Origin of the sequence: Roseivivax halotolerans (assembly GCF_900115815.1) — a bacterium.
GTDB lineage: Bacteria > Pseudomonadota > Alphaproteobacteria > Rhodobacterales > Rhodobacteraceae > Roseivivax > Roseivivax halotolerans.
Genome location: NZ_FOXV01000005.1, coordinates 236,610 through 254,465 on the forward strand (window position 1 = coordinate 236,610; position 17,856 = coordinate 254,465).

Here is a 17,856-nt window from a genome sequence, read left to right on the forward strand (position 1 = left end):
GTATCCTGTGACGTCAGGATGACAGATAACCGCGATGCTGAGGAGTAAAATAGAGACTCCGATTTTCGCAGGCGCGGGAACGGAGCAGGCAGTTGCAGAATTTTCTTCAATCGCGCGGCGTGCCGGTTTTCAGGTCGGTGCCGATCTTGCGTGCCAAGAGATTGAGGGCCGTGCGACCCGACGTCTTTCGGTTTCGCGTCGACAACACGTCAGCGATCACCGCTTCCCATTGCTCCATAACGTTGGCTTCGACGTATTCAACCGCGCGGATACGTGCGGCATTTGCCAGTTGCGTGCGCAGGTGTGCGTCTCTGTGAAGTCGGATGAGACCATCGGCCATCGATGCCGGGTCGTCCACGGGAACCAGCAAGCCGTCGAGTTCATGGGTCACGATCTCGGACGGTCCCCAATCGCAGCGTGTGGAGAGAACCGCGAACCCTGCGGCCATCGCCTCAATCAGGACATTTGGAAACCCTTCGAAGCGGGAAGAAAGAACGAAGATCCCGGGACGGGTGGTCCAGCCATGAGGCACGTCGGACCGGCCGGCAAAGCGTACCTGATCTCGCAACCCCAAAGATCCCGCAAGCGTCCGAAGCTCTTCCTCCAGTTCTCCGACGCCGTAGATTGTCAGAGGCATCGCGTTGCCTCGGTCCCTGGCAAGCGCCAACGCGTGCAGCAGCGTGTCGAACGCCTTCTGGTCCGTGAGCCTGCCGACAGCAACCAGCTCTGGCTTCGGTGGGGCAGGCGGTGCGCCAAGCAGATCAGGAATTGGGTTGGGGATGATTACGGCTCGGTGCATGGACCAGGCCGGCAGCGCATCGCGCGCGGCGGCGGTCTGCATGATCACGCGATCCGCTCCGGCGAGTGCGACAGGCATCGACCAACGCCATAGACGGTTCATCTGCTGGCGTTGGAAATTGTTTCTTTCGGACGCCATTCGGGGCTGTCTCAGGCCGAGTGTTGCCAATGCTGTCTGCACGTTGATCTTGGTCAGGCAAGACAGAGCGAGATCCTGATCCCGCAAGACCGCGCGCAGCCAGGGCACACGGCGCCGCGTGCTCCGGGATGCGTCGGTGCCGATCTCGACCTGCAAGCTGCGCAATCGCACGCTGTCTGGAACCGGGTAGTAGGGGGCTTCAGGGTCGCCTTGAAAGGATACCATCGTGACCGCATAACCCTGCGCGTCGAGATGCGCGGCAAGTCGCGCCAGCACTTTTTCCGTTCCGCCGCTGCCAAGACCAGCCTGAACGAGGGCCACCTTGGGGCTTTGGAGCGTGGGACGGTCGGACTTGGCGAAGGGCATGGTCCAGTGATCAGCGCGCTTCGGGCAAATCGCCCGCCAGCGTCGAAAGATAGGTTTCGAGAAAAGACAGGCCGGAATCAGGATCGGCGGCCCAGGCATCGTCATAGCTCTCGCCGGACAGCGAAGGGTGTGTGGCTTCCCAAGCGTCCGGCATGCCATCGCCATCCGTATCGGGGTCGGGCACGGCACCCGCGAGAACTGGCCACCCGCCGACCTGTTCGACGCGATCTATGACCCTTCCGGAGCAGTTGATGAGACCGTCCAATGCGCGGATGTCGAGGGCGTCTCGGTGGAGGATATCGCCTACCATGGGCAGCAACGCGTCCATCACCTGCGCGGCTGGCAGGATCGGCAGGCCCTCGGACAAGGGTACGTCCAAGTCGATCCGGGACCGCGCGGTCGGGCCGAGAACCGCCGGGCCCGGATTTGAGACACAGGGTCCGCCGAATGCCAGATTGTCCTCTGCCCTGAGTCCCAACGGATTCGCGTCATGCAAAAGAAAGACTTCGACTGCCGGGGGCGTGTCGTCATGCGTGCTTGGACCAGGCACCGCGACATTTGCAATATGGGCGATACGCGTATCGCCAACGAGGTTGTAGTATTCGCCGAACTGGCTGATCGGATTGAAGAACAGGTTGTTGACCACCTCGACAGGGCCGATCTCCGACGCATTCACGTCGGGCATCCGGTCGCGATGATGCGCAAAGAGGTTGCGCCAGAGTGTGATCCGTCCGCACCCGGTCGCCGACTTTTCGGACGAGCAGATGAGCGCGCCTTTCGAGTGGCGTCCCTCTGGATGGCTCGAGCGATCCAGCGAATAGCTCAGAAGACTGCGCGCCAGGGTGACATGCGAGGTCTCGCCGCGGCTGGCATGCACGTTGAATGTCTCGTCCGTCGAAAAGGACAGCGACATGTGGTCGAGGTAGACGTGCTGCGCATTTTCGACCGTGACGGCGTCGACCGAAGGATGGGGGATATCGGTAGGGCCAGGACGAACCTTGAGGAACCGTATCAGGACATCGTTGACGCCCTTGATGACAATCGGGGTCGCACCCTCGCCGTCGAGTCTAATCTGCAGGCCGTCGCCCGGCGCGGTCTGACCTGCAATATAGACGTTCGACGCCACCTTGATGGGGCGGTCGAGGATTATCGTTCCGGCGGTACGGACAAGGCAGACCCGCGGACCTTCGGCCTCGGCGCATTCCCTCAGAGAGCCGGGGCCTTCGGGATTGGTATTGGTAACCGACAGGACGCGTCCGCCGCGCCAGCCATCTGCGTCCTTGCCGTAGCCCACTGCGCCTGGAAAAGCCTCGGCCAGGGGTGCAACGGGCAGGAGCGAGGCGAGAAGCGTCAGTCCTGCGCGCCTTAAGAAAGATGAGATATCAGACATGCTCTGTACCTATTCAAGCCAGGGATCGGGGATGCGGCCTACAAGTTCTCGAAAAGCCGTTGTTGAGGCTTTCGATTTGAGCGTCGCCGCGCCTCGCGCCGACGGCATTCATCGTGCGCCGATGGGGGCCGTCCGACCTACCCGAGCGATTATGGCAAACGGCCGGCGTCATCTCGAGCCGGCGGCAATCCTCGGGTCCAGTCGCCGCGGGGATGGGTCTTGACGCCTCCGCGGAGTCGATCGGATTGAGATGGGTCACGACAGGACGCTCCGCTGCTGTGCTCTTCGCAATCTAGATCTCGGGGAGGAGGGGCGGAATACTCTGAAAGGACTAGAGTCCGGCGCATAAGAGAGTGAGAGCAATCCGACCGGCGAGGGCGGTCTCAATACCGGGTCTCGTGCCGTCCTGCGATATATCCGGGCAGGCCCGAGCGTGCGGGAATTTCGTTGGCAGATCTTCCCTCTCAGTCCTTCGGGTCTCTTGTCAGGCAGTCGTCCAGCATGTCCAGCGATGTGATCCTGTGCGCGGCGGCATGATCCGTCGTCGGGGGAGGGCTGAGATGAACCCGCATCTTTCGCGCGATCATCACAGTCTGCCATCCCATTCGGCGCGGGCTCACGAAATCCTTGACCGGGTTGTCCGCGACATAGACCAGGTCGGCACCGCTTAATCCGGTGGCATCCGCGAGCATTTCGAAGGCCAGGGGGGCCGGTTTGCCGGCCCCAATTCCAAGCGTGCCCGTCAGGACGATCGGCGACAGGCGCTCGTTCAGACCCAGTGCCGCGACCTTGGCGGCCTGCGTCTTCGCGGGTCCATCGCTGATCAACGCGCACCGGCCTGAAAAGCGGCGCAGAGCGCGATCGGCATCCGCCTGTAGGGCGATCGCGGGTGTATGATCGCGGTAGATCCTAACGAGATCCTGCACCAGATCACGCTCGGGCATGGCGCCGAGGCTTAGCAAAGCCTTGTCAAAAACGCGTCGCCGCTCTCCGCTGGCAAAAACCGTTCGGCAGGCCGGTTCCAAATTCTCGATGCCATGCTGATCGCGCGCGTAGATGCCGACAGCCCGGTAGCCGCTTAGGACAAAGTCGCGTTCCAAGTATAGCGTATCGTCTAGGTCGAAAACGACGAAGGTCATTTCGCCGGAGAGGCGCAGGCCGCACTCGTCTGCGGCATATTGAAGAAGGCGGCGTCGTATCGGAGCATTTCCACGCCATCGATCCAGTTGTCGTGGGCACCACTATCTCGGCCCAGACACTCTGCCAGCAGCCAGCGCGCGAACGTCGCGCCTGCGCGGTCCGCCAACGGAAATCCGCCACCAAACCGCGCGTTGATCTCGAAGACCTTCGGTCCGCTATTCTTGTCGTCGATAATTTGGAAACACATCACGCCGATAGGGCCAGGCAGCGCATCGACCAGATTTCGGGCGATCTGCGTGAATCTGGGATCGCGGACCGTGCGCCCTTTTTCTACTTCGCCGGCGCGAACGGACAGGCGGAGATGCGGCACGGCAGTGCGCAAGGAGCCGTACTTGTCCACGAAAACGTTGACGGTATATTCGGGTCCGTCGAGATATTCCTGAAGTATCGTTGGCTCGTTGAAGCGAGCCGGAATCTCCCGCGGCGTCTCGATCTTCATCAATCCGCGGCTGGCACTTCCGGCGACGGGTTTCGCGAAGAGTGGCCACGCGCCGAGGTCTTGCAAAGTGCGGGCGATCTCGGGGGTATAGCTGCGGGGTGTCGGCACGCCATGCTCCGCCAAAAGAGCGCAGGTGCGCTGTTTGTCGCGCGCAATATCGATGAGCGCGCGCGGGGCGACGTGGACACGGCAGCCAATTTCGGCAAAGCGAGGGGTCGCATCTGCAAGGACCGCCAACTCGGTGTCGATCGTCGGCACGAGCAGCATTATGTCTTCCGCGGCGCAAAACTCGAGAAGCGTATCGATGTAGTCCGGATCGGTACAAGGCGGCACGTCGAATGAGTAATCCGCGGCCGCGCATCCCGCGCTGAGCATCGAGTTCATGTCGGCGGCGTAGATCGTAGCGGGTACGCCGAGCGCAGGTCCGGCCGCGCGAAATGCCTCGACAAGACCGGCTCGACGCCCTGCGGACGTGATAAGAACGCGCGGTCCCCACGCCGTCATGCGGGCACTTTCCGTGAGGCGCCAAAGACCGCATGCCGAGGCAGCGGTCCCGGGCTGGAGGCACGCCAACTGGTGACTTCCAGGCAGGTGAAATCCCCGCAGCTGACGCGGAACCCACCGTCGGTCTGGTCCTGAATCTGACCTGGCAATCCAATATAGAGGGGCGGACCCTCAAAGACGTGAGCGCTATCGATATGCACTAGATGCCCGTCCAGTTCAGTGAACGCGCCGGGATAGGGATCCCCGACCGCTCGTATCAGACGGTCCAGTTGCACAGCAGAACGGGTCCAGTCGATACGGCCATCTTCAGGTCGGCGTTTTGCGCAATAGCTTGCGCCGGCCGGATCCTGGGGGAGGCGCGTAATTTTGCCGGCTGAAATCTCTGCTACAACTCTCGGCAGCAGCTCGCACATCGCACTCACTTGTTTGTTGTAGAGCGAGCGGGCGGTTTCGCGCGGCGTTACTTGAATGAAAGTCTGCGCGGCAATGTCCCCGGTGTCGCAGCCTGCGTCTATCCAAAACAGGCTGGCTGCGGTTTCTTCCAGCCCGGCCAGAATTGTCCACGGGATCGCCGCGCGGCCCCGCAATTGTGGAAGAGGTGCAGGGTGAAAGCCCAGCGTGCCGTGCCGTGGCAAAGACCGGAAAGGCTCCCGGCAGATCTGCGACCAGCCTATGACCAGAGCCAAATCAGGGGCGCGAGAAGATATCTCCGAGACGGTGGCTGCATCGTTGATATCGGTCGTGTATAAAAGCTGCGATCCTGAGCCTCGCGCTAAATCGGACAGGTCGGCAAAATCTGAGTGGCGCGTGGACTTTGACGGCGGTAGCGTTACCACAAGGTCAGGTGTTTGCCCGGATGCGACCAACGCTTTCAGGGCCTCCAAGGACCCTTCGACAGCCCCCACGAAAACAGTCCTCATGTTCCACCCATGACGATCGGAACTCTGCTCAGAAGGTGTGCAGATTTAGAAGGGGAGGCTCAATTCCCCTTTGTGATCCACGCTACGCCTTAAGGCTAGCACCCGACTAAAAGATGAATTCCGCTGCCGGTTTGTACTGAGGCGCAATGGACGTAATCGGCGGAGACTGGTGTGAGCGGTGTCATATTGGCCATTTACGACCTTTGAGATCGGTAGGGTTGATCCCACCGCAAGTTGTATCGTCACACTCGGGAGCTGAGAAATGCCGGACGCCTCAATTGGCCTTGATGCTGGTATTTCGCGTTTGAAGAGCCATTTGCAGCGCGCCGGTCCCTAGCGGGTTGCCAGTTTCATTACGTCGCGCACTGCTTGGACCATCACATGCATCTCAGCGGGCTCAATCGTCGGATCCACCCGAAAGGCGAGACTGGTGTGTCCCAATTCGTGCGCGACCGGAAGCGGGCTGGCCGGGGTGAATCTTCGAGAGCGGAATACGCCTTCGTTGTATATCTCGGGGCAACTGCCACTGAAGACAGACTGGCCGCGTTCGGCAAGCTCTTGGATAATCCTGTCGCGGCTCCAACCCGGCTTCAGCCGATCAGTCCGGGTGAATGCGTAGAATCGATACCAGGCGTGCCTTATGCCTTTGCCCGGCATCGGTACCCGCAGGGCCGGGCAGTCGCGCAGACCGTCTGCGAGGATGTGCGCGTTGCGATGGCGTAGGTCGGTCCACAGCGGCATTCGGCGGACCTGCACCGAGCCAATTGCGGCTGCAATGCCCGACATGCGCAAGTTCGTTCCTGCACGAGCATGCAACCAGCGGAAGCCGGGTGGATGTGCTTGGTTATGCACAAGATCGTAGTCTTTGCCGTGATCTTTGCGTGACCAAGCTTCGCGCCATAGATGCTCTCTTTGAGTGACGAGCATGCCGCCTTCGCCGCCCGTCGAAATGATCTTGTCCTGGCAGAACGAGAATGAACCGAAATCGGCAAAGGTGCCTACGTGGCGGCCTTCGATCTGAGCGCCGTGAGCTTGTGCACAATCCTCGATAACCCATAGGCCATGAGTGCGTGCCACCTCCATGATGCCGGGCATGTCGCAAGGCCAGCCGGCCAGATGCACGGGAATTATACCAACGGTACGCTTGGTGATCTGCGCGGAAATGCTTTCGGGTGTGATGTTCTGAGTATCACGGTCGACATCGGCAAAGATCGGTGTCCCGCCAGCCAGGATGACGGCACTCGCCGAGATGACGAAGCTGCGCGGAGTAACGATGACCTCGTCCCCTGGCTCAAGGTCCAGGCATTCCAAGGCGAGGTTCAGCGACAGGCTGCCATTGGCCAGCGCAATCGCGTGGGATGCGCCTGTCATCTCGCGAAAGGCGGTCTCGAAGTCCGAAACCTCGGTTCCTGTCCACGCATTCACACGGCCGCTTTGCAGCACACGTGTCACTTCACGGATTTGCTCCTCATCGAAATGAGGCCAGATGGGGTGCGTCGGGATCGAAGGGGCAGAAGGCTGGAGTGGCACCACGGCAGTTCCGGAGACGCCATTGCGAATGGAGACATCCTGAGGCATCACATCACCTCTGCTTGGTTTGCAGCAAATGCGGGACCGGGCTGAGCTAGGCTGCTCGGGACAACGGTAGCGGGCAGCACGGCCTTCGCGTCGCCTATGGCGGCGGAAGCGTAGCCAGGAACGATCTGCGACAGTTGAGAGATAACCGCGGCGGCATCACCGCGACGGGCGGCGATCTCAAGCGAGGCAATGGCTTTTTGCATATCCTCAAGACGGCGTCCTTCGGCAGTGGCAACGAGGATGCCTTCAACCGGGCTTTCAGAACGCATCTCACGGGCGTCGAAAAGTTCTTCAAAAAGCTTCTCGCCCGGGCGAATGCCCACGGTTTTGATCTCGATGTCTCGCCCCGGCACCAGGCCTGCGAGGCCGATCATCCTTTCTGCCAAGCTCATGATCCGGATCGGCTTGCCCATATCCAGAACCATGATCTGCCCCTGCAACGTGGTGTGCTGAAGTCCACTCGCGGAGGCTAGAAGGGTCAGCTCGACCGCTTCACGGATGGTCATGAAGAAGCGCGTCATACGCGGATCGGTGACCGTCAGAGGACCGCCCTCATCGATCTGCTTCTTGAACAAAGGCACAAGTGATCCCGATGAGCCGAGCACGTTGCCGAACCGGACAGTCATGAAGCGGGTCGGAAGCTTGCGATCGAGTGCCTGGCAATACATTTCCGCCACACGTTTGGTCGCGCCCATCACGTTTGAGGTATTGACGGCCTTGTCGGTCGAGATCTGGATCATTGCCATCGAGCCTGTCTCGGCGGCCAAATCGGCTACGTTGCGAGCACCGATCGCATTGGTCAGGACGCCTTCGCACGGATTGCACTCGACGATGGGTACATGCTTCAGCGCGGCCGCGTTGAAGACGAGTTCCGGCCGATGGCGGCGAAAGATCTCCTTCAGGCGGGTCTTGTCCCGAATGCAGCAGATGTAGGAATGACGCAGAACATAAGGGAAATGACGCGCCAGATCCATGTCGATCTGGTAGCTGTTCAGCTCACAATTCTCGATAAGCGTCAGTTCAGAAGGTTTGAGCGACGCGATTTGGCGCACCAGTTCGGACCCTATCGAGCCGCCGGCACCAGTTACCATCACCCTTCTTCCGTGGATCAACCGCTGGATTGCCGCATAGTCGACCCGAGCCTCCTGCCGATCGAGAAGCTCGGATACATTAATGGTGCCAAGACCGACTTCGGAGGGCAGCGGACGCAGCGCGCTCAGACCAGGAAGCTGTGAAACCGCGATACCTTCGGCTCGTGCCCATTCGAGAAGTGGCTCAAGCGCGATGGTCGCCTGACGGGTCAACGGTTCCGTCAGAATGATGCGATCCACCTTGACCTTTCGGTTGGCCAGATTGGCGACGACGGCGCTGCAATCGTTGTAATCACCCAGGATCGGAATGCCGTGGATGAAGGTGCCCGTCGTGTCCGACATGTCGTCGATGATACCCACCGGGCGGTAGGCTAGGCTCGGCTGGGTCCGTAGCGACCGCAGAAACAGATCACATGCAGTACCGCGACCGATGAGAAGTACCGGCTCCGTCACGCGTGATGGGCCGTAGCGACCCAGCGTGGTCCGCAGTCCTGACCGGAGGTCGGGCGAGCGCATTGCGAGCCTTGGTGCCGATAAGAGTGCGGTCTGCACGAAGAGTAGGATCGCCAGTGCGCGCACCGGCGGCATGGGGGCTGCGGTCATGGCAAGGGTCAGACCGAAAGCCACCACGACGGCGGCTGTTGCCACACCTACACTTACCAAATCGCCCAGTGACACAAAGCGAAGGTTCGCACGATAGACGACCAGTTTCGGTAGCAGGAATATCGCTATGACGGTCAAGAGCCCCATCTGTAGGATAAGTCCCTCGGCGAAAGGAAACGTGCCCGTGGCGAGTGACAGGCTAATCAGGAAAGCCAAATTGGTTGCAATGATGTCGCACAGAAAGAGCGCGCGAATTCGGATGGATTTCTCTTGCAGGATTTCCAATAATCCTGCTCTGGGAAATACGGGAACGTTATCAAAATTATTTATCTCTGACACTTCACTTCTCCAAAAATGGGATCGTGACAATAGTTGTCAAAGAAGGTTAACTGTGCCCGGCTTCGGCGGGAAAGTGCTCAAAAGGGGGTTAGACATATGCCCCGCCTCGAGCTGAAAGAGGGCGAAAATTAATCAATAAGCCTTGATCTAATTCAAAATGATTAATTGTTTACCTGATCTGGTGTATAAAAAAAGGGTCGCGGCTTACAGCGACCCTAAAGCGTTAAATTGGTCTGAGCGTCACGCGTGGAAAGAGGCTTGATCGAGGCCGTTCCGCACCGCCCAGACAGCGGCCTGGGTTCGGTTGGATACACCAAGTTTACGCATTATCGCCTTGACGTGAACCTTCGTAGTGGCTTCGGCGATGCCAACCGATCGAGAGATCTCCTTGTTTCCGTAGCCCTTTGCCAGACAACGCATGACGACGAGTTCTTTGGCCGACAGGGGCACATAGGCCACATCTCGCGGGATGCCGGCAAGATGCTCGGCAAGAACCGAGGGCAGGGCGATTTCATCCAGCGCTACAAGTTGTAGCGTGGCTTGGAGAACCGATGACGATACGGTTTCAAGCTGGTATCCCCTGATGCCCCGATCGATGAGCCTCGCCAGGTTCGCTTGGTTGAACCTCGGAGAGATTACAATAATGCGTAGGTTTTCATCACTGAATTTGGATTCGTCGCCCGTTTCGCTCAAAAGATCATTCTCATGAACGATTATCTGCACGCATCGATACGCTGCTGCCGCACGCCGAGAATCATGTATCGTCTCAAACTCCATGAGATCATGATTTGGCAGCAAACCTTTGATCGCACCTCTGAAGAATATGCTAGAACTGCATACGCCGACCTTAAACATTGCTCAACCTTCCCGGTATTAGCTTAAGCCCTAAGTATCAAAAAATCTATCGTTGCTCCCTTCGAGTGAATATCAGTCCTAAGAATAGTTTTTCGGGAACAAGAAGTATCTTACCACAAAATTGGTTGACCTGGTGAATTTTTGCTAGGGCGAGATTGCATGTTTCGGAGGTCCGCTCCCCCGAGAAAACTTATTAAATATTAACGATTTAAACATTCGCTGATGACGCAAGCAACTAATGGTTGAAGAAACTTTCATTTTTCACTTGTGTTTTGGTGGGCTTTGAGAGGGTGAAACTTACGAATCGATTCGCTCTGTGTCACCCCTCTAGCCATACGTGTCTGGTTAGAGGCGTTCGAAAGCCGACGACAATCTGCTGTGATAGTGGCAAGGGGTTGAAAAGGCTTCGTAAAATTTCGAGCTTGGTCAATCCTCGGCGTGTGGCTGCGAACATTCGCGTGCGACCTTGGAGCGAAGGGGCCTGCATCTACCGCCAATCACCCACGCATGATCGCAGTCGGTCGCATACGGTCAGCCTCGGTAGCGTGACATTGAGCGAAGCCTACGCCCCGACAGGGGTACCCGCTAGCCTTATGGTATATTTGGAAACAGGCTTATTGGCCGTAGCTTTCACCTTAGGTTGTCGATCGAACAACAAACCAGAGGCGATCTGCGTGCCGAAGGATCCCGAACTGCCATGCATCAACGCTGTTGCACATTACAGAGGGACTGCAGCCCACCAACCGCGCCCTAAGGCCTCAAAGGATAGAGTGGTATTAAATGCAATTCGCGGATATCGATTTCCTGATTATCGGATCTGGCAAGTCTGCAACGACTTGGTTGCAAATCCAACTTCAGTCGGATCCGGCGGTCTACATGCCAGACCCGGAGCTACATTATTTTTCGCGAAACCTCAACCTTGGGGACGCCTGGTATCTGTCACAGTTTAACTATCAGATGCGCGACCGGCTCATCGGTGAGAAATCAAACTCATATCTCTACACGCCTGGTGCTGCGAAACTCATTCACGATCGCATGCCTCATGTGAAACTGATCGTACAGCTTCGCAACCCGGTCGAACGTGCGTACTCACACTACTGCATGCTTTACCGCCGCGGTGAGGTCGGGCCGGATATCGAGTCCTATCTTGAGCCCGCTGTCGCGGGTGACCAAAGGCTGCTGATACTCGGTCAGTTTGCAACGCATCTCGAGGCGTATTTGGAACTCTTCGGCAGAGATCGGCTGCTGGTCCTGTTCTACGAAGGTGTGGCTGCCGATCCTGAAAATCAGATCGCTCAAGTGCGGTCTCATTTGGGTCTGCCTGCATGGGGGCTTGCTCCGGCCGCTCGAGCGAAAGCAAAAGACAAGACCGATCCATACATTCCTCCGAAGATACGTAAACGACTCGAATGGATGAAACCGATCGTTCGACCCTGTCGCAGAACTGCGGCATTCAAGGCCGTGCATGGCTTGATCGCCCGCGAACAGCAATATCCGCCGCTCAGCGATGATCTAAGGCGCCGGCTCTTTGATTATTATGAGCCGTCCATCTTGGCGCTAGAAAAGATCAGTGGCAGATCGCTGGAACACTGGTATTTGTCGGTCGACGCGACCTCGTAGATTTGATGGCATCCGACCCAAGAAAAATACCTTCAGGTCATCGAACCTAATTTTCTCATCTCGGATATGGCCCATCGCGGGATGAATTTCTGACGTTTTGCGCCTGCAGTCGAAGTTGCGATTTCGCCGTAATCTGAAGCACAGGGAAAGTCACTATCTTCGCGAGCTCATGCACATACCGGACCGCAAGGGCTAGCGGCCGGTTGCTCTACTCCTCCGGCATTCACGGATCACCGATGCCCGGTTTTGAGCCGCAAAGATGGCGCGACGACGCGAGCTATGCCGATGCGCGTTCGCTCGACGCGATTTCGGTATTATACTGACGCATGACGTCCAGCGGGCGTTTCTGCGAATAGGCGACCATCGCGTCAGGATCAGGATATCCGACTGCCATGAAGAATATCGGTCGCTCATAGGGTTGGAGTCCCAAAACCTTTTGCGCGCGCGCCTCGTGTGCTTCGATGTCCGGCCAATTGCAGATACACGAGCTGAGGCCCAAAGTTTCAAGTGCGTATGAAAACGACATCGATGCAAGCGAACCGTCGATATATATGACATGACGATCTTTCTCGCTGTAAAATGCATCCAGCGAGCCCAGAACAACGACCATCGCCGGGATGTTGTGTTTCCAGCCGATCGTGCCACCGGGCAGCGACGCAACCTCTTGGACCATTTCAGGATCATCGAAGACGAGGAACCGGAAAGGCTGACGGTTGCACGCACTCGGCGACAGGTTGGCGATATGGAACGCCTTGTCCAGCAGATCGCGGGGGACGGGCTTCTGCTCGAACCATCTTACGGAGCGGCGCTTAAGAGACAGCTGCTCGAGCTGCTCATATGTGACCGGCTGTTCCTCCAGCGCGCGTTGGTATGGAATCCGCTTTACGTTTGACCCGGCACCCGGTGCAGGAGGACATTTTTCGAATACGTCGCGGGCATGATCGATCACGGGGTCAGCTGCAGTGACAGCGAAATATTCGCTCAGAACGTCGTACCCCCACCGGAGCGACTCGGCGGAACTTTCCTGAGAGCGCGCCGGTTCTGAAACGATCTTGCGATAGACGTTGACGGTCTCGAGAATGTAGTCCTTTGCAAAGACTGGCCGACGGGGCCGCATAAGCAGACCCTTTTCGAGCCGGTGCACATTCCGGCGCATCAAGAAGACATTGGCATCATCGTCCTGAAGCTCCGCATGGTATTTCGCGAGGCCGGCCAGGACGGCCCGCTCCTCGCGTCGGAATTGCCCTGACAGGAGTGAATAATAGACCGACGCGAATGACTTCGTCAGAGAGGCAAACCGCAGAGCGCCCGTCTGCGCAGAGGTCACAATTCTGGCAGCCTTCGACTCTCTCAGAAGCAGGCGCGCATCCCGAAGACGATCGACCTGCGTATCCGGTAAGAAGGTCTTAGCGAGGGTTTTCATTCTGAGATATCCTTCGTGGAACTACTTGTCGGTTAGGGGCCCCCAGGCCTTTCGGGTTTGCAAATGCCTTGTTTGTCCATTGGCCGATCAAGGACCCGCGCCGAGAGGGATCAGACGCGGCTCAGGCGGATATAAATGAGCCTGTTCGCGTGTGAGTACCTCCCGGTGGCCAAAAGTAAGAGCAACTGCAACTGACAGGTACGCGTTCAAATGGGTCAGCAGAGTTTCACACGTCAATAATTTATTCCCAAATATGTCGCGCTATGAAATAATCCGGTGAGCTGTTGTGAGACGCAATCGAACTTCCGGTAAGGGGCTGACCTTGGTGGGTGTGGTACTACCTCCTTTGGTCAGAAATGTATCATTTGGCTGATTGGACCGGTTGGGTGTGCCTAAATCAGCCATAAGGCAGCCGGAACGCTCACTATCCTTATGCGGAGACGCAGTTTTTAAAACTTCTGAAGTAGTAAATTGACGGATGTATACCTTTTACATAAGGCTTTTATCAGATAACTCGTTTTGGCAATGATACCTTTGTCGGAAAGTTGCGCGCCTTGCGTGTCACGTACTGTCTCACTTTCAGCTAGCGGATTAGAGGCCTGTTTCAATGTACTACAAAGCTGTGGCTGGGGGCATTTTCCAGGTAATTTGTGGGTAGCACGTATCAATCCAGCATGATCGAAAATACTTATTTCCGAACACATTGGGGCAGCGGTCTCTCTATCCGTTGATGATTGACTATGAAAAAATTCATCGTGACTGGTGTTCAGATGAAGAACAAGGGGTCTCAGGCCATGTTCTTCACGCTCAGGCATCATTTGAAATTGATTTATGGAGATTGCGAGGTTCTGGGTTTCGCAAATAAATATGATTGTCCGGAAATATACAGCTTCACCCTTCTCCCGCATGACGACTTCACACGGCCCGCCCTGAAGCTCGGCTTGCAGAAGGTTCCGGTTCTGGCGTCGACCGCAACGCTTCTGGCTTCCAGAATCCGAAAGAAAGACAAATGGAACGGGAAGCTTGTCGAGATGGACGAGGCCCTTCGCGAAGCGCATGCGATTTTTGACGCGAGCGGGTACACTCTTGGTTCCGGTTGGCCCAAGGGCGGGGGGCGGCGGCTGCTGGAGACCGTGCGGTTGGCCAAGAAGTACAAAAAGAAGATCATATTGATGCCCCAGAGCTTCGGTCCTTTTGATTGGGGCGAGAGCGATGACGCTGCGTTCCTCGACGAAGTCAAGAAAGAGCTGAGTTATTGCACCAAGATATATGCTCGAGAGAAGGAAGGCTATGAATGCCTTACATCTCTCGGGCTGACAAACGTCGAGTTATCCGCTGATATGGTCATTCGGGAAAAGGCCTTCCCAAAAGCGAATGATATCTATGCCACGACCCGAGCCGATGAAATCGAGTATCCGGAGCGAAACTCCGTCGGTCTCATTATCAATGAAAACGTGCTTCGGATAGGTGATTCCCAATCATCGTTGGATCTGTACAGAAATATAATGGAGCGACTTGTTAAGAATGGGGAAAAGGTCTACATTCTCAACACCTCCGGGGCGGACACACATCTGGTTGAGAGTGTTCTTCGCGGTGTTCAAGGAAAAGAAAGTATCAAGATTATTTCAGGCGAGTACTCAAGCCCGGAATTGATCGACATAATATCTCGTTTCAAGTTCATCGTCGCATCTCGCTACCACTCCATTATCTTCGGGTATCGCAGCAGTGTTCCCGCGGTCATTCTTGGCTGGGCTACAAAATATATAGATCTTGCGGAACATTTTGGGCAGGAAGAATATGTCTTCGATATACGAGAAGTGGATGTCGATCAAATGCTCAAGAAGATCGACAAGATGAGCGCTAATTGCGGAACGGAGTCTCGGCGCATCGGCGAGCGGTTGGACAAGGTTCAGGGCAGTTCGGTCATCCTGGAAGCGACGCAAGCCCTTTAGGCTCTCACAAATTTGGCAACAGGGCATTTGCTTCGCTCGCCGGGGTGACGACGGGTCTACGCACCAATTTCCCGACTTGCGGTAAGCGGCCGCCGATGTGCTGAGAATCAGCGTTCCCGATACATGCCGAAGCATGAGCGATCAGGGCGCACCGCTTCCGATATACGCGACTCTACGCTTCCCGTCACCGGTCGGTCTGACAAGCGACCGGTAGACTGAAGAGACCTTCGAGACATGCGCCTCGACCGTCAGGGCGCGGGCGAACCCCTTCGCCGCCGACGTGATCCGGCGACGTGTTTCTGGTTCGTCCAAAATAGTGCGGATCGCCGGCACGAAGGCCGCGGGCTCAGTCGGATCAACCAGAAAACCGGTCTGCCCATCCTGGATCGCTTCGATGTTTCCGCCGTGTTGCGTCGCGACCACCGGCGTTCCGACATGCATCGCTTCGATCAAGGTCCGGCCGAAGGGCTCATCCAGGGCGGTGACTGCCAGCACGTCCACACCCGCGATCAGCGGATCGACCGGTGTCCTATGTCCCATCAGATGCAGACATCCGGTCATCCCCAGCGTGTCGACGAGCTTTCGGCACTCAGCCTCAATCCCGAGCCCTTCGACCTGATCTTTCCCGAATATGAGGCCGTGCACTGGCCGATCCGGGATCATCTTCCGCACTGCGTCCACGACGCGAACGAAATGTTCGGGTCGCTTGCGCGAGATCAACGATCCGAAATATCCGATCAGACAGGCATTCTCTTCCGCGCCAATCTCTTGCAGGAGCGTTTGGCGCGCAGCCTGGCGATCAGGCACGTCTGATGACAACGTGAACGGGCTGCGGACCACTTCGAAGCGCTTCGAGATATCAAGAACTGGCTTTGAAGGTCGTGAGAACTCCGAGACAGAAAAGATATGATCTGCGAAAATTGGCGCGACGAGATTCACGCCCCTGGCGTCCGGGGCCTGGCGATGGTGCCAGATGAAACGCGCTCCGGCGAGTTTTGCAGGTAGCGCCCAGCTCGCGTGCATCCCGCCGTCATTGGTATGAACGATATCGATCCGCTCTTTCCGCAGCAGTCGCACCAACGCGGGCAACGAGCGTATCAGATAGCTTGGCAATGACGCATTGTCTGCGTTCCGCATCAGGCGACCGGCCATGACAGCCGGCCGTTCCATGCGAAGGATTGGCAAGTCCATCTCGGCCACCATGTCACCCAGCACTCCCGGGGCCCCATGCAGAAGCACGAGCGGCGAAAACTCTCGGCGGTCGAGCCCGGCTGCGAGAGTAAGCGAAGACGTATGGCTGCCCCCGATCGCATCACCATCCTGATAGGGAAACAGCACACGGATGCAGTCTTGCTGATCCATTATCGACTCCTTTGTCGCTTGTCCAAAGACGCGGCTGCCAACGCGAGCGCCAAAATGAGGGGAACTGCCCAGAAGCGCGCGTAGAAGTGCGTAAAGGTGTTCAGGGTGAACGCGTAGATCAGCGTGATCGTCAATGCGATCAAGCCTTGCGTCCGCGCATTCGCGGTAAAAACGGCCAGCCATGCGACACTGACTCCCGTCAGGAGCAACAGGAGCAATCCGATAAGAGCGAGTAATCCTCCCTCTGTGAGAAGCAACAGATAGGAGTTGTGAACCGGGGTGCTGTGTGCGCTTACCGTTCGATACTGATCCGCACCGAGCCCGACCACCAGCGTGTCGCGGGCGACGTGAAGGGCCTCTCGGATCAGGTAATATCGATCTTCGAATGTGCCGGCCTGATTTACGTCGCCGGAAGTAAGTGCATTCAGGACGCGCTCGCGGAACACATCGGGCAGAATGATGTCGCCTGCAAAGATGGTCGTGACCACGACCGCCGCGACCGCCGCGGCTGCTCCGAAAAGAAATTTTGCCGAACCACTGAATATGACGGTTACGAGAATGCCGAAGGTCGTGAGGATCAGGCCGGTATTGGACCCTGTCAGTGTGATCCCGTAAAGCAGGACCGGAAGGCAAAAGGCCGCGATACTCCCGCGGATTTCCCTTAGGAGCGCGAGATTGAGAACCATAACAATGCCTATCGCTCCAAGAGCCGCAGCCTCGTTCGTACGCTCGACCAGCGAACGCAAACGTCCGCTGCCGGATACGAAGCGCGGGTCCGGATTGGGGACGAAATGCACGACGTATGCGCCGAAGACCATGATCACCGTGATAGAGAGGACCAGCACCTTCATCAGTGCGACGGTTTCGGGATAGGGTCGGCCAGCCAAAATGTAGACCAGAACGACGAGCGTGAAGACGTATTGCGACAGGATCACCATCAGCGAACTCATGTCGCCGTTGATGATCGAGCCAAACGTCAGCCCGGCCGCCAACGCCAGGACGCCTGCCAGCCAGAGCGAAGTGACAATGCCAAAAGGTGCCCTAGGCAGGCGCCCTCGCAACAGCATCACGAAGAGCGTTGCGCAGGCGGCAAGGTCCGCGAGTGTCAGATACACCTGATCGAGCCGGAAGTAGTTCATTGGCGACAGGAAAACTGCCAACGCCGCCAGCTTCGCATCGAGGCTCCGCAGAGCGTCGATCGTCCGAGTGCGTCCCGGGCTGCGATTGGCGCCCTGCACGGGAATAGACACGCCGGTCATCAGGCTCCACCATGTTTC

The 17,856-nt window shown here is 57.5% G+C and carries 13 protein-coding genes; 2 read left to right on the top strand and 11 right to left on the bottom strand.

The window, feature by feature from the left end:
• Positions 1–106 precede the first annotated feature (106 nt).
• The 8 genes from BM171_RS09420 to BM171_RS09455 form a co-directional block, all read right to left on the bottom strand.
• Entirely contained in the window at positions 107–1,303 is a 1,197-nt protein-coding gene (locus BM171_RS09420) for a glycosyltransferase (RefSeq protein WP_175497523.1), read from the bottom strand.
• Between the two features lie 10 nt (positions 1,304–1,313).
• Complete coding sequence (locus BM171_RS09425; RefSeq protein ID WP_093011006.1) at positions 1,314–2,693, bottom strand: pectate lyase family protein; 1,380 nt, start codon at positions 2,691–2,693, stop codon at positions 1,314–1,316.
• A 464-nt stretch (positions 2,694–3,157) separates the two neighbouring features.
• Positions 3,158–3,832 carry an HAD family hydrolase gene (locus BM171_RS09430; RefSeq protein ID WP_093011009.1) on the bottom strand — a complete coding sequence of 225 codons (675 nt, stop codon included), beginning with the start codon at positions 3,830–3,832 and terminating at the stop codon, positions 3,158–3,160.
• A complete protein-coding gene (locus BM171_RS09435) occupies positions 3,829–4,836 on the bottom strand; it encodes an ATP-grasp domain-containing protein (RefSeq protein ID WP_093011012.1) in 1,008 nt (335 codons plus the stop codon). The genes BM171_RS09430 and BM171_RS09435 overlap by 4 nt, the downstream gene beginning before the upstream one ends.
• Positions 4,833–5,756, bottom strand: coding sequence for a methionyl-tRNA formyltransferase (locus BM171_RS09440; RefSeq protein ID WP_093011015.1), 924 nt, complete (start codon positions 5,754–5,756; stop codon positions 4,833–4,835). The genes BM171_RS09435 and BM171_RS09440 overlap by 4 nt, the downstream gene beginning before the upstream one ends.
• Before the next feature lie 333 nt (positions 5,757–6,089).
• Complete coding sequence (locus tag BM171_RS09445) at positions 6,090–7,334, bottom strand: DegT/DnrJ/EryC1/StrS family aminotransferase (protein WP_093011018.1); 1,245 nt, start codon at positions 7,332–7,334, stop codon at positions 6,090–6,092.
• Positions 7,334–9,367, bottom strand: a complete 2,034-nt coding sequence (locus tag BM171_RS09450) for a polysaccharide biosynthesis protein (RefSeq protein WP_139218688.1) — start codon at positions 9,365–9,367, stop codon at positions 7,334–7,336. Before BM171_RS09450 ends, BM171_RS09445 begins: the two co-directional genes overlap by 1 nt.
• 240 nt (positions 9,368–9,607) lie before the next feature.
• A complete protein-coding gene (locus tag BM171_RS09455) occupies positions 9,608–10,222 on the bottom strand; it encodes a response regulator transcription factor (protein WP_093011024.1) in 615 nt (204 codons plus the stop codon).
• A 780-nt stretch (positions 10,223–11,002) separates the two neighbouring features.
• Between BM171_RS09455 and BM171_RS09460 the strand changes: the two genes are divergently transcribed.
• On the top strand, positions 11,003–11,842 hold the full coding sequence (locus BM171_RS09460) for a sulfotransferase family protein (RefSeq protein ID WP_093011027.1): 840 nt from the start codon (positions 11,003–11,005) through the stop codon (positions 11,840–11,842).
• Between the two features lie 277 nt (positions 11,843–12,119).
• Here the strand turns inward: BM171_RS09460 and BM171_RS09465 are convergent, their stop codons facing one another.
• Positions 12,120–13,265: a nitroreductase family protein gene (locus BM171_RS09465; protein WP_093011030.1), complete on the bottom strand. Its 1,146-nt coding sequence runs from the start codon at positions 13,263–13,265 to the stop codon at positions 12,120–12,122.
• Between the two features lie 740 nt (positions 13,266–14,005).
• Between BM171_RS09465 and BM171_RS09470 the strand changes: the two genes are divergently transcribed.
• Entirely contained in the window at positions 14,006–15,217 is a 1,212-nt protein-coding gene (locus BM171_RS09470) for a polysaccharide pyruvyl transferase family protein (protein ID WP_093011033.1), read from the top strand.
• A 141-nt stretch (positions 15,218–15,358) separates the two neighbouring features.
• Here BM171_RS09470 and BM171_RS09475 read toward each other — a convergent pair whose 3' ends face one another.
• Positions 15,359–16,579, bottom strand: coding sequence for a glycosyltransferase family 4 protein (locus tag BM171_RS09475; RefSeq protein WP_175497524.1), 1,221 nt, complete (start codon positions 16,577–16,579; stop codon positions 15,359–15,361).
• Positions 16,579–17,838, bottom strand: a complete 1,260-nt coding sequence (locus tag BM171_RS09480) for an O-antigen ligase family protein (protein WP_093011039.1) — start codon at positions 17,836–17,838, stop codon at positions 16,579–16,581. The genes BM171_RS09475 and BM171_RS09480 overlap by 1 nt, the downstream gene beginning before the upstream one ends.
• Positions 17,839–17,856 lie beyond the last annotated feature (18 nt).